Raw genomic sequence first — 15,401 nt, 5'->3', positions numbered from 1 at the left:
CATCACCTTCGAGGGGTAGTCAATAGTGGTGCCTCGCGCCTACACGTCCGACCTCCGCACCGAGCAGGCCGCGCGCACGCGCGAACGGGTGGTGCGCGCCGCCGCGCACGAGCTGACCGAGCACGGCTACGAGCGCACGACGCTCGCGCGCGTCGCCGCGCGCGCAGGCGTCTCGCTCGAGACGGTGAAGGCGCACGGCCCCAAGCGCGCCCTGCTGCTCGCCGCGTTCGAGCTCACGTTCGCCGGGTCGGAGGGCCAGGAGTCCCTGGGCGAGCGGCCCGAGGGACGCTCGGTGGCCGGCACGACCGACCCCGAGGAGTTCCTCGACGGCCTCGTCGCGCTCGTCGCCGCGGCGAACGAGCGCGTCGCCGGCCTGTGGTCCGCCTTCACCTCGGCGGCGCGCTCCGACGACGCCGTCGCCGCGGAGCTCGACGCGCTCCTCGAACGCCGCCGCGCGGACCTGCGCGCGAGCGTCGACGTGCTCGCCGCGCACGGGTTCCGCCCCCGGGCACCGCGGGACGAGGCGGCCGAGTCGCTGTCCTACCTCCTCGCACCCGAGGGCTGGACGCACTTCGTCGCGGGCGCCGGCTGGTCGGGCGAGCGGTACCGCGCCTGGCTCCGCGACGGCGTGGTGCGCCTCGTCGCGGCGCCCCCGGAGGACGACGCCGACACCTGAGCCCTGGCGCGCCGTCGGGCACCGCGCCTACGGTGTGCCATGAGCACGCTCACCCCCGGCTTCCACGGCCGGCCGCGCCCGCAGGGCGTGGCGCTCCCGCCGGGCCAGTACGTCGAGACCGGGTTCCCCGTGCTCTCGGCGGGGCCCACACCGCGCGTCGACACCGCGACCTGGCGGCTCGACGTCACGACCGAGACCGGCGCGACGCGCGCGTGGTCGTGGTCGGACCTCATGGCGCTCCCCCAGGACGAGCCGACGGTCGACATCCACTGCGTCACCCGCTGGTCGAAGTTCGGCACGTCGTGGCGCGGCGTCTCGCTCGACACGCTCCTCGCCGACGTCGAGTCGACCGCCGACTTCGCGATGATCGGCTGCTACGGCGGGTACACGACGAACCTCCCGGTCGCGGAGCTGCTGGGCGGCAAGGCGTGGGTCGTGCACACGTTCGACGGCGCCCCGCTGCACCCCGTGCACGGCGGCCCGGCGCGGCTGCTCGTGCCGCACCTGTACTTCTGGAAGTCGGCCAAGTGGGTCAACAGCATCACGCTCATGCCCATGGACCGGCAGGGCTTCTGGGAGCGCCTCGGCTACCACGACCTCGGCGACCCGTGGCGCGAGCAGAGGTACCAAGGTGATTGAGGTCTCACGATGACCGCGGCGCCGGTCCGCCTCGGCGCCCGCTACGCGACGCCGTCGGGCTGGCAGGTCGCGACGCTCGTCGACGCGTGGGCCGAGAGCCCGTCCGCGCGGACGCTCGTCCTCGAGGTCCCCGCCTGGCCCGGGCACCTGGCCGGTCAGCACGTCGACCTGCGCCTCACCGCGCCCGACGGCTACACCGCCGAGCGCAGCTACTCGATCGGCAGCACGGCGACGCGCGCGTCGGTGCCCGACGACGGCTCCCCCGCGCGCGTCGAGGTCACCGTGCAGCGCGTCCCCGGCGGGGAGGTCTCGACCTACCTCACCGACGTGTTCGCGGTGGGCGACGCGATCGAGCTGCGCGGGCCGGTCGGCGGCTGGTTCGTCTGGTCCCCCGAGCGCGACGGCGGGACGCCCGTCCTCCTCGCCGCGGGCGGGTCGGGCCTCGTTCCCCTCATGGCGATGCTCCGCACGCGCCGCGACGCGGGCGACCGGACCCCGTTCCGGCTCGTGTACTCGGTCCGCCGCCCCGAGGACCGGCTGTACACCGCGGACCTCGACCGGCTCGCCGCCGCGCACGACGGGCTCGACGTCCAGGTCGTCTACACGCGCTCGGTGCCGCTGGGATCGATGCGCGGGCCGGGTCGCCTCGAACGACGCGATCTCGCGGCGTGGGGCTGGCCCGCCGAGATCGAGCCCGCGTGCTTCGTGTGCGGGCCGACGGGGTTCGTCGAGGCCGTCGCCCGCCAGCTCGTCTCGCTGAGCCACGACCCGGCGCGCGTCAAGACCGAGCGCTTCGGGCCCGCCGGGGACTGACGGGCGCGACTACGCCGGCGGCGGCGTCCAGCCGCCCCGGGCGCGCGCCTCGCGCTCCGCGAGCACGCTGCGCAGCAGCCGGATCGTGAGGATCAGCGCCCAGATCACCAGCACGGCGACCGTCGCGAGCACGGCGACGTAGAGCAGCATCAGCAGGGGATAGATCGGCCCGATTCCCATGGGCGGACCCTAGCGGCGCGCAAGCCCGGCCCGCGGTGCGACACAGTCAGGTCGTGAGCGTGGCGCGCGTGCGCCACGGCAGTTCCACGACAGGGGGCGGTATGAGTACCCGGACGAGACGTCGACCTGGCAGGCGGCGCGCGGCCGCTCTGCTCGCGGTCGCGACCGTCGCGACCCTGGTGCTCGGGGCGTGCGCGACGGCGTCGGGCGAGCCGCCCACGGTGACGACCGCGGACGTCGAGCGCCGTGTCGTGACCGTCGCCGACGCCCCGGCGACGACCCCCGTCGTCGAGGCGACCGAGCGGCTCGGCCTGACGATGCTCGACGCGGCCCCGCGCGAGGGCAACGTCGTCGTGTCGCCGGCGAGCGCCGTCGTCGCTCTCTCGATGCTCGCGGAAGGAGCCCGCGGCGAGACCGCCGCGTCGCTCGACGCCGCGCTCGGCGCGACCGGCCAGGACCGGACCGACGCCGTCAACGCCCTGCTCGCCGCGCTCCAGGACTACGACGGCGACCCCGCCCTCGTGCAAAAGGACGAGCTCCCGAAGACCCCGCTCGTGCACGTCGCGAACCAGGTCGTCCTCGACGACCAGGCACAGGTCCACGACACCTACCTCGAGGCGCTCGCCGCCGGGTACGACGCGGGCGTGCTCGAGACCGATCTCGGCTCGACGGCGGGCCTCGAGCCGCTGGACCGGTGGGTCCGGCACCACACGGGCGGGCTGATCGAGGAGTCCGCGGTCGAGCCCGACGCCGACTCGCGTCTCGCGCTCCAGAACGCGGCGCTGCTCGCGGCGCGCTGGTCGTCGCCGTTCGAGGAGCAGGCGACCCGTCCGGACTCGTTCGTCCTCGCGGACGGGACCGAGGTCGACGCCGAGGCGATGCACCAGGAGCACGACTGGCGGTACGCCGAGGTGGACGGGTGGCAGGCCGTCCGGCTCCCGTACACCGAGGGCTTCCACGCCGACGTCGTGCTCCCACCGGACGGCGTCGACCCGGCGACGCTCGCGCCCGAGACGGGCGCCGCCCTGCGTGAGGCGCTCGACTCCGCACGGCGCCGCAGCGTCGCGCTCACCCTCCCGACGCTCGACGTCGACGCCGCGGCACCGCTCGACCTGGCGCCCGCGCTCACCTCGGCCGGGCTCGGCGGCCTGCTGGACGAGCCGGACCTGACCGGCATCAGCGACGAGCCCGGCCTCAGGGTGACGCAGGCGTGGCAGCAGGCCGTGCTGCGCGTGGACGAGGACGGCACCGTCGCGGCGGCGGTGACCGAGGTCGTCGGCGGCGTCGAGTCCGCGCCGATGGTCGAGGACGTCGTCGAGCTGCGTGTCGACCGGCCGTACGTGTTCTCCGTGTCGCACACGGACACCGGGTGGCCGCTCTTCACCGCCGCGATCCGCGACCCCCGCCACTGACGAGAGGACGGCGAGAGCACCATGGCTCCGCAGACGAGCAGAGTCCGGACCGGCGCGGCAGTCGCAGCGGCGGCAGCCGTCGTCGGGCTGGTCGCCGCGTGCGCGACCGGTGTCCCGGCCGGACCGGACCTGCCCCTCGCGACGGCCGATGCGGCACGGCACGTCGTGGCGGTCTCCGAGGCGGACGCCACGCCCGACGTGGTCGGCGCGACCGAGGAGCTCGGCCTGACGATGCTCGACGCGGCCCCGCGCGAGGGCAACGTCGTCGTGTCGCCGGCGAGCGCCGTCGTCGCCCTGTCCATGCTCGCGGAGGGCGCGCGCGGCGAGACCGCCGCGTCGCTCGACGCCGCGCTCGGCGCGACCGGCCAGGACCGGACCGACGCCGTCAACGCCCTGCTCGCCGCGCTCCAGACCTACGACGGCGACCCCACCCTCGTGCAGAAGGACGAGCTCCCGAAGACCCCGCTCGTGCACGTCGCGAACCAGGTCGTGCTCGACGACCAGGCCCAGGTCCACGACACCTACCTCGAGGCGCTCGCGACCGGCTACGGCGCCGGGGTCCTGCACACGGACCTCGGGACGGCGTCGGGCATCGCCCCGCTGAGCGCCTGGGTCCGGTTCCACACGGGCGGGCTGATCGAGAAGAGCGCGATCGAACCGGACACAGGCCTCCGCCTCGTGCTCCAGAACGCCGTGCTCTTCGCCGCGCGGTGGGAAGCACCGTTCGACGAGGGCGAGACCCGGCCCTCGCCCTTCGTGCTCCCGACCGGTGAGGGGGTGGACGTCGAGTCGCTGTCGCTCACCGAGTCGTGGGCGTACGCGGAGCACGACGGCTGGCGCGGGCTGCGCCTCCCCTACGTCGACGGGTTCCACGCGGACGTCGTCCTGCCTCCGGAGGGGACCGACCCCGCGACGATCACGCCGACACGCACGGCTGCGCTGCGCGAGGCCCTCGACTCCGCGGCACCGCAGCGGGTTGCGCTGACGATGCCGACCCTCGACATCCCCGTCGAGCGCGCGACGGACCTGCGCCCCGCGCTCGCCGCCGCCGGTCTGGGCGGGCTGTTCGACCCCGTCGACCCTCCGGACCTCGGCGGCATCAGCGACGAAGACCTGTTCGTGTCGCAGGCGAAGCAGCAGGCGATGCTCCAGGTCGACGCCGAGGGCACCGTCGCGGCGGCCGTGACGGAGCTCGGCGCGCAGGCGATGTCGTCGGAGGCGGAGGTCGTCCCGCTCAGCTTCCGCGTCGACCGCCCCTATCTCTTCTCGGTCTCCCACACCGACACCGGCTGGCAGCTCTTCACCGCCGCGATCCGCGACCCCCGCCACTGACTCCCCCGGCGAGCCCTCCGGTCCACCGAGGTAGACCCGTGGTCACCCGAGGTAGAGGCGTGGTCACGTGAGGTAGACCCGTGGTCACGTGAGGTAGAGCCCCGGTCCGCCGAGGTAGACCCGTGGTCACCATGCCCGACGGGGGTCGGGTCGCCGCCCGAGGTGGGCGGGTCGTCCGAGGCGGACCCTCGGGCACAGCGTGGCGGTCCCACGCGGACGACGCGGCGCGGACGGACCGGCACCGCAGGCAGTCCGCCCAGGCGAGCGAAGACCACGGCGAGACGAAGCCGGGTCGGGGTGGGTGGTGGTGCCGCGTCGTGGTCGGGCCTGGCGGGAGCGCCGCGAGGAACGAGCGGCGCGGATGGTAGACGCGGCACCACCACCCACCCCGACCACCCAGGGCGACCACGCGCCGTCGGGCGCAGGAACCACGCCTCTACCTCGGGTGACCACGCCTCTACCTCGGCGGACCGGGGCTCTACCTCGGCGGAACGGGGCTGGTCTTGCTCGCGGGGCCAGCGGTCCAGGGCCCTGTCTCGACGAACCGGGCGCATCGGGTGCTTGCGGCATCTCTTGACGCGTCCTTCACCCGGCAGTAGCGTTCTTGCGTGTTGATGCAAGAAATCAACACTCCGTTGTGCGGTGCGGCACAGCGGGTCCGCAATTCTCGAAGGTACTGACCCGAGCCACCCGGCCCTGGCCGGACGTGCGCCGTGGCCCGTCCTCCGAACCGGGCGTCCGGTCCGGTGCGAGGTCGCGCGCGGCGCGGCCTGACGCCCGTCGACGACGACGGGAGATCGAGGACATCGATGAGACATCGACCCAGCACGTCGAACCGCACACCCGCCGGGGCGCCGACGCGCCGGCTCCGCACCCTCGCCGCCACGGCGACGGCGACGGCCCTGCTCGTCCCGCTCGGCCTGACGACCACGGCCACGGCTGCGCCCACGGTGCTGTCCGCCGGGAAGTCGACGGCCGCGAGCAGCAACAACTCGCCGTACCTGTCCGGCAACCTCACCGACGGCAACCAGGGCACCTACTGGGAGTCGACCAACAACACGTTCCCGCAGTGGGCGCAGGTCGACCTGGGCGCGGCCGCCACGGTCGAGGACCTCGTGCTCAAGCTGCCCGCGGGCTGGGAGACGCGCAGCCAGACCCTCAGCGTGCAGTCCAGCACCGACGGCTCGACCTTCTCCACGATCAAGGCGTCGCAGGCGTACGCGTTCGACCCCGCGTCGGGGAACACCGTGACGGTCGACGTGCCGGACACGTCCGCCCGCTACGTGCGCGTGCAGATCACCGCGAACACGGGCTGGCCCGCGGGCCAGCTCTCCGAGCTCGAGGTGCGCGGCACCGCCGGCAGCACCGATCCCGGTGGCCCCGGTGACCCGGAGCCCCCGACCGGCACCAACCTCGCGCTGAACAAGCCGATCGAGGGGTCCTCGACGGAGTGGCAGTTCGTGGCGAGGAACGCGAACGACGACAGCACGTCGACCTACTGGGAGGGCGCGGGCGGCCAGTACCCCAGCACGCTCACGGTCTCGCTCGACGCCGCGGCCCAGCTCACGGACGTCGTCGTCAAGCTCCCGCCGGCGTCCGTGTGGGGCCCGCGCACCCAGACGTTCGAGGTCCAGGGTCGCGCGACCGCGACCGGCGCCTGGCAGACCCTCAAGCCGTCGGCGGGCTACGCGTTCTCCCCGGCCACGGGCAACACCGTCACGATCCCGGTCACGGGAACGGCCAAGGACGTGCGCCTGCGGTTCACCGGGAACACCGGCTCCGGCAACGGCCAGGTCGCCGAGCTCCAGGTGTTCGGCACCGCCGCCCCCAACCCCGACCTCGTCGTCACGAGCGTCACCGCGACCCCCGCGTCGCCGCTCGAGTCACAGGCGATCACGCTGTCGGCCGTCGTGAAGAACATCGGCACGCAGGCGTCCGCCGCGACCGACGTCGCGTTCACGCTGAACGGCCAGACCGTCGCGACGAAGCCGGTCGGCGGCCTCGCGGCCGGCGCCCAGGCGACCGTCACCGCCGACGTCGGCGCGCGGCCTGCCGCGAGCTACACGATCGGCGCGGTCGCCGACGCGGGCGGCACAATCGCGGAGCAGAACGAGGGCAACAACGCCTACGCGAACCCGACCCCGCTCGTCGTCACGGCCGTCCCGAGCTCGGACCTCGTCCCGACGCTCACGTGGTCGCCCAGCAACCCGTCCGCGGGCGGCACGGTGACGTTCTCCGCGACGATCGCCAACCAGGGCAACGTCGCGACCTCCACGGCCGCGCACGGGCTCACCGTGACCGTGACCAACAAGGCGACGGGCGCCGTCGTGCGCACCCTCACCGGCTCCGCGAGCGGCGCGATCGCCGCGGGCGCGAGCAGCGCGAGCGTCGACCTCGGCACGTGGACCGCCGCGAACGGCAACTACGACGTGAAGGTCGTCGCCGCGCCGGACTCGACCGAGGTCGCCGCGAAGCAGGCCAACAACACCGCCACGCGACCGCTCTTCGTCGGGCGCGGCGCGAACCTCCCGTTCGACACGTACGAGGCGGAAGACGGTGTCACGGGCGGCGGCGCGACCGTGCTGGCGCCCAACCGCGTCGTCGGCGACCTCGCGGGCGAGGCGTCCGGCCGTCGGGCGGTCACGCTCAACCAGACCGGCGCGTACGTCGAGTGGACCACCAAGGCCCCGACGAACACGCTCCTGACCCGCTTCTCCATCCCCGACTCGGCGGGTGGCGGCGGGACGAACGCGACCCTCGCGATCTACGTGGACGGCCAGTTCCTCAAGAACATCGACCTCACCTCGCGGTACGCGTGGCTCTACGGCAACGAGACCAACCCGGGCAACCAGCCGGGCCAGGGCGCGCCGCGCCACGTCTACGACGAGGCGAGCACGCTGCTCGGCACGACCGTCCCGGCAGGCTCGACGATCCGCCTCCAGAAGACCGCGCAGAACACGTCGCAGTACGCGATCGACTTCGTGGACCTCGAGCTCGCGACGCCGCAGGCGAACCCGAACCCCGCGCAGTACACCCAGCCTGCGGGCTTCACGCACCAGGACGTCCAGGCCGCCCTCGACAAGGTCCGCATGGACTCCACGGGCACGCTCAAGGGCGTCTACCTGCCCGCGGGCGACTACCAGACGTCCAGCAAGTTCCAGGTCTACGGCAAGGGGGTCGACGTCGTCGGCGCCGGGCCGTGGTTCACGCGGTTCTTCGCGCCGCAGGGCCAGGAGAACACCGACGTCGGCTTCCGCGCCGAGGCGAGCGCGAACGGCTCGACGTTCCGCGACTTCGCCTACTTCGGCAACTACACGTCGCGCATCGACGGCCCGGGCAAGGTGTTCGACTTCGCCAACGTGAAGAACATGACGATCGACAACATCTGGGTCGAGCACATGATCTGCATGTTCTGGGCCTCCAACATGGACGACTCGGAGGTCACGAACTCCCGCATCCGCAACACGTTCGCGGACGCGATCAACATGACCAACGGCAGCGCGAACAACCACGTGCACAACAACCAGGCGCGCGGTACCGGCGACGACTCGTTCGCGCTCTTCGCGGCCACCGACAACGGCGGCAGCGGGCAGCGCGGCAACGTGTTCGAGAACCTCACGTCGACCAACACGTGGCGTGCGGCGGGCCTCGCGGTCTACGGCGGCCAGGACAACACGTTCCGCAACATCTACATCGCGGACACCCTCGTCTACTCGGGCGTCACGATCAGCTCGCTCGACTTCGGGTACCCGATGGAGGGCTTCGGCCCGGCGCCCACCGTGTTCGACGGACTCACCGTCGTCCGCTCGGGCGGACACTTCTGGGGAGACCAGGTGTTCGGGGCCGTGTGGATGTTCTCGGCGTCCAAGGCGTTCGGGAACATCCAGGTGAACAACCTCGACGTCATCGACCCGACGTACTCCGGGATCATGTTCCAGACGAACTACGTCGGGGGCCAGCCGCAGAACACGTTCCAGAACCCGACCTTCACCAACGTGACCATCACGGGGGCGAAGAAGAGCGGCGACCGGTACGACGCCAAGTCGGGCTACGGCATCTGGGCCAACCCGATGCCGGAGGCCGGCCAGGGCCCGGCGGTCGGCACGGCGACGTTCACCAACCTCACGTTCTCGGGCAACTTCCGGGACATCGAGAACACGACGTCGACCTTCACGATCACGCGCAACTGAGCACGTCCGCGCTCGACGCCGCAGCCCGCCCTCACGGGGCGGGCTGCGGTGCGCGCGCCGCGCCCAGGCCGGTCGACGGCGCGTCGGCACCGAACCGCCACCGCATCGCCGTGTGCTCGGCGCCGCGCGCGTACGCGAAGACGACGTCCGGCCGCACGGCGAACACGTACGCCTCCCCACCCCCGTCCGCGGTGTCCCAGAACGCGCCGTCGCGGACCTCGAAGTGCCAGTCGTACTTGCAGCGCCACCGCTCCGCGAGGCGGTGCAGCATCGCGTCGTCGGTGACGCGCGCCGCGTCACCCTCCACCACGACGTCCATGCCCTCCTCGAACCGGTTCGCGCCGGTCGTGAGGACGACGTGCGCGTTCGCCGCGAGGTTGCGCGCCTTCCGCTCGTCGCGGCCCGTGCAGAAGAACAGAGCGCCGTCGGCCGTCACGGTGAGCAGCGGCGTGACGTGCGGACGCCCGTCGGGCCGGACCGTGGACACCCACGACACCTCCGCGCGCTCGAGCGCCTCCCGGACGGCGGACCACGGCACCCGTGGCGCCTCCGGCGTGCTGTAGGCGGCGAGCAGGTCGCCGTGGTCGGCGGTCGGGGCAGGCGTCTCGGTCATGGGTTGCTCCTGTCGAGGCTCGTCGGACGTCGGGGTCGACCCGGGCGGCGCCCGGAACTCATCGGTGCCCGGCCCGCGGGACGGCCGCGTCGGGACGGTGCGCCGTCACCGGGATGTGACACAGTGGGCAGCAGCCCCCGACGTCGACCGGAGACCGCCGCGCCCTCATGACCTCGACCCCGACCGAGCACGCCGTGACCCAGCGACCGCACCGGGCGGCCCGGATCGAGGACCGGTGGCGCGCCGTCGTCTCCCGCTTCCAGAAGGCGCGGGGGTGGCGCCCCCGCGTCGAGCCGTTCGCGGGGTACGGCACCCCCCGGCGCGTGCGCGTGCTCGCGCGCGTGCTCCTCGCGAGCCCCGCGTTCGACCCCGCCCTGCACGAGCGCGAGTCCGCCGACCGGCGCGGCTGGCGCTACTTCTTCACCGCCCCCGCCCCGCGCGAGGAGGTCCGCGTGCACGTGGGCGACGCGACGGTCGACCTCGTGTCCGACCGCAGCGGCTACCTCGACGCGACGATCGACGTCGCGCTCGGCCCGGGATGGCACGACGTGACGTTCCGCCCGTCCTCGGGCGCGATCGCGAAGGGCCGCGTGCTCGTCGTGGCCGACGGGCGCCGGCTCGGCGTCGTGTCCGACATCGACGACACCGCGATGGTGACCGCCGTCCCGCGCCCCCTCATCGCCGCGTGGAACACGTTCGTCCGGCACTCGAGCGCGCGCGTCCCCGTGCCGGGCATGGCCGCGCTCTACCGCGGGATCGCGACGGAGCGCCCCGGCACCCCGTTCGTCTACCTGTCGACCGGCGCGTGGAACACCGCCGCGAACCTGCGCCGGTTCCTCCAGCGGCACGGGTTCCCGCCCGGCCCGCTCCTGCTCACCGACTGGGGCCCGACGAACACCGGCTGGTTCCGCAGCGGCCAGGAGCACAAGGACACCTCGCTCGACCGCCTCTTCCGCGAGCTGCCCGACGTCGACTGGCTGCTCGTGGGCGACGACGGCCAGCACGACCCCGAGATCTACGCGCGCGCCGCGCGGCTGCACCCTGACCACGTCGCCGCCGTCGCGATCCGCGAGCTGACTCCCGCGCAGCAGGTCCTCGCCCACGGCTCGCCGCTGCCCACGCCGGGCAGCCTCCCGGGCGAGGTCGGCCCCGGTGTCCCGACGGCGTTCGGCCCTGACGGCGACGCGCTCACCCGTGCCCTCGCCCGAGCCCTGCGCCGCTGAGAGCCGGACGGGGACGACGTGCTCGACCCGCTCCGCCGGGAGGCCGACGCCACACCGTGTCGCCTCGGCGCGCCGGGATGCTGCGCGTCGTCGCGGGTGGTTGCCTGAGGGAATGACGACGCCCGAGCTGCCCTTCCCCACGCCCGAGCCCGAACCCGAGCAGCCACGGCGGACCTGGCCGTGGATCGTGCTCACGATCGTCGCGGTCCTGGTGATCGCCCTGGTCGTGTGGCTCGTCAACCGTCCGACGCAGGACGCTCCCGCGGCGGAGACCCCGACCGCGACGGAGTCCCCGAACCCGTCGCCGACGGACACGGGCACGCCGACCGACGACACGTCGTCGCCCGCCGCCGAGGGGTGCCCCGCGGCAGGCGACGGCGTCCCCGCGGGCGCGGGCACGCACGAGATCGTCGACGTCGACGGCGACGGCCGCCCGGACACCGCGTGGCTGACCGGCGGCGCGGACCGCGCGTTCGGGATCACGACGGCGTCGGGCGCGACGTTCTCCGCGCCGATCGAGTCCGCGAGCCCGGTCGCGGCGAGCGCGATCGTCCAGCTCGTCGCCGCGGGCGACGCGACGGCCCCGATCGCGCTCGTCGACACGGGCCGCGAGGTCCTGCTGTTCTCCGCCGCCGACTGCGCCGTCACGCCGACGCAGAACGCCCAGGGCGAGCAGTACACGTTCGACAAGGGCTTCACCGGGTTCGGCACGGGCGTCGGCTGCACCGAGGTCGACGGGGAGCTGCACCTCGCGGGCCTGAACGCCGTGTCCGACGACGGCACGTCCTTCACCGTGTCGCGCACCTTCGTCGACCTCGACACGGGCGCGAAGACCGCCACGAACGGCGAGGAGGAGACGGTCGCCCAGGACGCCGCCCCGGACGACCCGGTGGTCACGACCGCCCAGGAGACCACCTGCGGCACCCTGGTAGCGGGCCAAGACGGCCCGGTAGAACCCCAGTAGCCCGCCGAGCACGACGTTGCTGTCGTTATCGGGCTGATAACGACAGCACTGTCGTGCTCGACGGCGAGCGGCGTCGTGGTCGGCGGGGGTGGGTCGGCGCGCCTGCGGAGGTCTATCCCCGGCCGCAGGCGCGGCAGGTGCCGCGGCGGCGGAGCCAGTAGGCGTAGGTGGCCGCGCCGAGGGCGAGGGACCACAGCGGCCACAGGAACATCGGGCCGACGGCGCCCCACGAGTCCGCGGTGAGCGCCAGGCGGCTCTCGCCGAGGCCGAGGACGATGAGCGAGAGCCCCGCGGGGAGGACCGCGACCGCCACGATCGTCGCGGGGACCACGGCCAGCCCGACCGGGACCCGCCGGCCCGCGAGCCCGACCATCCACCGGGGGAAGACCTCGCCCCAGCGCTGGAAGAGTCCGAGCGTGAGCACCGCGCCGACGAGCGCGAAGCCGCCCAGCCCGAGCGCCGCGACCCACCCGTCGTCCCCGGCGAGCTGCGCGACGTCGTCGGGCGAGAAGCCGAGCGGGATGCCGAGGACCCACGCGATGCGCGTCACCGCGTAGAGGGCGGGGACCGCAGCGGCGACGAGCGCGGCCGTCCGGCCCCAGCGGGCCGCGGCGGCGGGCGTCGTCCAGGCGGGGTCGTGGCCGTCGTGGCGGCGCCCGCACGACGCGCACGCACCGACCCCACGGCGCACGAACCGCCACGTCGAGGCGACGAGCAGCGCGCCGCCGGCCAGGAGCGCGAGCTGCGTGAGCGGGCCCGCGCCGACGAAGTCCTCGAAGGCCGCCCGCATCACGGGGTCGAACGGCGCCATGACGAGCGTGACCGGCAGGTACCCGAGACGCGCCAGGATGGACGCGTCGGTGAGCGCGAGCACCCCGGCCGAGACGACCGCGGTGGCCGCGACCGTCAGCGCGCGGTCGGCCCGGGCGACGGGGCCGTGCCGGGCCCCGAGCCACGCCCGCAGCGCGGTCGCCGCGCCGACGAGCGCGAGGACCGCGACCCAGGGCGTGAGCGTCGCGCCCGCGACCTCGCTCAGGGCGCCGAACGACAGGTCGTTCGCGTCACCCACCGCGAGCGTGCCACCGGTCAGGGTGACGACGAGGGCCACGACTCCCCCGACCGCCCACCACGCCGCGGCGGTCGGGGCGATCCATCGGCCACGGGCGGCGTGCGCCCCGGGACCGGGCGGCGCGCCGACGCGGGACCCGACGACGACCGTGCGCGGGCCGGAAGGTGCAGCAGAGGACGGGGACGGGGTTCGTGTGCTCATGACTCGACCCTCGCGTCCGCCGTCGCGCGCCGGATCCCCCGTGGCGACGACGCCGCTCCCCCGTGCGGGGGAACGCTCGCGGCGGTCAGCCCGCCCGGACGAAGCCCGACTCGTAGGCGCGCACGACGGCCTGCGTGCGGTCGCGCACGCCGAGCTTGGCGAGCACGTTGCCGACGTGCGTGCGCACCGTCTCGACGCCGAGGTAGAGCTCGCCCGCGATCTCCGCGTTCGAGAGGCCCTGCGCGACGAGCCGCAGCACCTCGCCCTCCCGCTCCGTGAGATGTGCGGCGCGCAGCTCGTCGCCCGCGGGCGGTCGCGCCGTCGCGAGCCGCCGCACGGCGTCGGGGAACAGGAGCGACTCGCCCCGCGCGACGACGCGGACCGCCTGCGCGACCTCCTCGGGCCGCGCGCGCTTGAGCAGGAACCCGTGCGCGCCCGCGCGCAGCGCGTCGAGCACGTGGTCGTCGTTCTCGAACGTCGTGAGGACCAGCACGCGCGGCGCGTCGTCGCGCGCGAGGAGGGCGCGCGTCGCCGCGATCCCGTCGACGCGCGGCATGCGCACGTCCATGAGCACGACGTCGGGTCGCGCCCGCGCGACGACGCCCGGCACCTCCGCGCCGTCGCCCGCCTCGCCGACGACCTCGAGATCCGGCTCCGCGCCGAGGACGACGCGCAGCCCCGCGCGCACCAGGGGCTCGTCGTCCACGAGCACCACGCGCGTCGTCCCGTCGGTCATCCGCCCGATCCTGCCAGCGGGAACGTCGCGCGCACGACCCACGCGCCGGCGTCGGGCGCCGGACCCGCCGACACCTCGCCGCGCAGCAGGTGGGTCCGCTCGCGCATGCCCGCGAGACCGCGACGCTCGCGGCCGGGGTCGTCGGGTGCCCGACGGCGCGTGCCCGGTCCGAGCGCGTTGCGCACCTCGACGACGAGCGCGCTGCCCGGACCCCGCGCCACCGCGACGGCGACCGGCTCGCCGGGCGCGTGGCGGAGCGCGTTCGTGAGCGCCTCCTGCACGACCCGGTACGCCTCCTGCGACACCGCGCGCGGGACGTCGGGCAGCAGGACCTCGTCCTGCGCGAGGTGCACGTCGACGCCCGTGCGGCGCGCGTCGTCGAGCAGGGCGTCGAGGTCGGCGAGCGTGCGCGCCGGGCTGCGCACGGGCGCGCCGCCACGCGTGGCCGCGGCGGCGTCCGCGCGGAGCAGGCCGAGCACGTGGTCGAGGTCCGCCATGGCGGTGCGGCCCGTCTCCTCGATCGCGGCGAGCGCGGCACGCGCGGCGACCGGGTCGCGGTCGAGGAGGCGGGCGGCCGCGGCGGCCTGGAGGGTCGTGACGGTCAGCGCGTGGCCGACCGAGTCGTGCAGCTCGCGCGCGAGCCGGCCCCGCTCGGCGGCGCGGTCGGCCGCCGCCTCGAGCTCCGCGATGCGCTCCGTCTGGTCGGGGCCGAGGAGCGGGAGCGCCGCCTGACGCAGCACGGCGCGCGCGAGCGCGACGGCGTACGGGACGGCGAGCAGCGCGAGCACCGCGGTGACCAGCCACGCCCACGGGGGCAGCGCCTCCCACGGGCGCCAGTCGGCGAGGAGCACCGGCTCCACGCCCGTCGCGGAGAGGACGAGCTGGGTCGCCACCGGGACGAGGAACAGCACCACGACCAGCACCGCGGCGCCGAGCGCGAGGTGGAGCCCGTACCAGGCGGCGGCGCGCCAGCGCGTGGCCGCGCCCGGCGGCGGGGCGCCCGGCGCCGGCTGGGGCACGGCCACGTCGAGGAACGTCCGCACCGCCGCGATCTCGAGCGCGCGGACGGGGGCGAGGAACGGCGGCGTGCTCACGAGGACCGCCGAGACGAGCGCGAGGACGACCGTCGCGACGCGCGGCGTCTGCAACGAGGCGAACATCTGCACGAACCCGGCGACCAGCGTCACGTACGCGCCGGCGACCACGCCGCCGACCACGAGGTAGACCCCGGCCCGCACCGTGGCCGCGCTGCGCAGCGGCGCGACGACGCGCTCCCACCCGGCCTGCCCCGGCGCGGGCGCCGCACGGGTCGTGCGGGCGTCGTCGGGCGTCATGCCCCCAGTCTCGCGGGAC

At 74.6% G+C, this 15,401-nt stretch carries 13 protein-coding genes; 8 read left to right on the top strand and 5 right to left on the bottom strand.

Translation table 11 applies throughout. The features are described from left to right. Positions 1-28: 28 nt before the first annotated feature. Genes ABWU78_RS06245 through ABWU78_RS06235 form a run of 3 tightly spaced genes read left to right on the top strand, consistent with a single transcriptional unit; the run spans position 29 to position 2,128 of the window. Entirely contained in the window at positions 29-676 is a 648-nt protein-coding gene (locus tag ABWU78_RS06245; protein ID WP_439157858.1) for a TetR/AcrR family transcriptional regulator, read from the top strand. 39 nt (positions 677-715) lie between these two features. Continuing rightward, entirely contained in the window at positions 716-1,315 is a 600-nt protein-coding gene (locus ABWU78_RS06240) for a molybdopterin-dependent oxidoreductase (RefSeq protein WP_253054793.1), read from the top strand. Positions 1,316-1,324: 9 nt separating this feature from the next. Next, the gene (locus ABWU78_RS06235; protein WP_439157857.1) at positions 1,325-2,128 is read left to right on the top strand and encodes a ferredoxin reductase; all 804 of its coding nucleotides are present in this window, start codon (positions 1,325-1,327) and stop codon (positions 2,126-2,128) included. Between the two features lie 9 nt (positions 2,129-2,137). On the opposite strand, the gene ABWU78_RS06230 is transcribed toward ABWU78_RS06235, so the two are convergent. Further along, complete coding sequence (locus ABWU78_RS06230; RefSeq protein WP_353706823.1) at positions 2,138-2,308, bottom strand: hypothetical protein; 171 nt, start codon at positions 2,306-2,308, stop codon at positions 2,138-2,140. A gap of 101 nt (positions 2,309-2,409) precedes the next feature. On the opposite strand from ABWU78_RS06230, the gene ABWU78_RS06225 reads away from it, so the two are divergent. The 3 genes from ABWU78_RS06225 to ABWU78_RS06215 all read left to right on the top strand — a co-directional run bounded on the left by ABWU78_RS06225 (position 2,410) and on the right by ABWU78_RS06215 (position 9,242). Next, positions 2,410-3,720, top strand: a complete 1,311-nt coding sequence (locus ABWU78_RS06225; RefSeq protein WP_439157856.1) for a serpin family protein — start codon at positions 2,410-2,412, stop codon at positions 3,718-3,720. Positions 3,721-3,741: 21 nt separating this feature from the next. After that, on the top strand, positions 3,742-5,052 hold the full coding sequence (locus tag ABWU78_RS06220) for a serpin family protein (RefSeq protein ID WP_439157855.1): 1,311 nt from the start codon (positions 3,742-3,744) through the stop codon (positions 5,050-5,052). An 809-nt stretch (positions 5,053-5,861) separates the two neighbouring features. Continuing rightward, positions 5,862-9,242, top strand: a complete 3,381-nt coding sequence (locus ABWU78_RS06215; protein ID WP_439157854.1) for a discoidin domain-containing protein — start codon at positions 5,862-5,864, stop codon at positions 9,240-9,242. Positions 9,243-9,273: 31 nt separating this feature from the next. Here ABWU78_RS06215 and ABWU78_RS06210 read toward each other — a convergent pair whose 3' ends face one another. Next, positions 9,274-9,855: a pyridoxamine 5'-phosphate oxidase family protein gene (locus tag ABWU78_RS06210; protein WP_353706827.1), complete on the bottom strand. Its 582-nt coding sequence runs from the start codon at positions 9,853-9,855 to the stop codon at positions 9,274-9,276. Positions 9,856-10,049: 194 nt separating this feature from the next. On the opposite strand from ABWU78_RS06210, the gene ABWU78_RS06205 reads away from it, so the two are divergent. Together ABWU78_RS06205 and ABWU78_RS06200 are read left to right on the top strand one after the other, a co-directional pair. Then, positions 10,050-11,078, top strand: coding sequence for an App1 family protein (locus tag ABWU78_RS06205; RefSeq protein ID WP_439157853.1), 1,029 nt, complete (start codon positions 10,050-10,052; stop codon positions 11,076-11,078). Between the two features lie 112 nt (positions 11,079-11,190). Then, positions 11,191-12,042 carry a hypothetical protein gene (locus ABWU78_RS06200; protein WP_439157852.1) on the top strand — a complete coding sequence of 284 codons (852 nt, stop codon included), beginning with the start codon at positions 11,191-11,193 and terminating at the stop codon, positions 12,040-12,042. A 112-nt stretch (positions 12,043-12,154) separates the two neighbouring features. On the opposite strand, the gene ABWU78_RS06195 is transcribed toward ABWU78_RS06200, so the two are convergent. From ABWU78_RS06195 to ABWU78_RS06185, 3 genes are all read right to left on the bottom strand, one after another. Continuing rightward, positions 12,155-13,312, bottom strand: a complete 1,158-nt coding sequence (locus ABWU78_RS06195; RefSeq protein WP_439157851.1) for a hypothetical protein — start codon at positions 13,310-13,312, stop codon at positions 12,155-12,157. Between the two features lie 85 nt (positions 13,313-13,397). Next, positions 13,398-14,048, bottom strand: a complete 651-nt coding sequence (locus tag ABWU78_RS06190; protein WP_439157850.1) for a response regulator — start codon at positions 14,046-14,048, stop codon at positions 13,398-13,400. Then, positions 14,045-15,382 carry a sensor histidine kinase gene (locus ABWU78_RS06185; protein WP_439157849.1) on the bottom strand — a complete coding sequence of 446 codons (1,338 nt, stop codon included), beginning with the start codon at positions 15,380-15,382 and terminating at the stop codon, positions 14,045-14,047. Before ABWU78_RS06185 ends, ABWU78_RS06190 begins: the two co-directional genes overlap by 4 nt. Positions 15,383-15,401: the final 19 nt, after the last annotated feature.

Origin of the sequence: Cellulosimicrobium sp. CpK407 (assembly GCF_051844275.1) — a bacterium.
Lineage (GTDB): Bacteria > Actinomycetota > Actinomycetes > Actinomycetales > Cellulomonadaceae > Cellulosimicrobium > Cellulosimicrobium cellulans_G.
The sequence above is the reverse complement of the archived record's forward strand: the minus strand, read 5'-3'. Positions and strand labels throughout refer to the sequence as shown.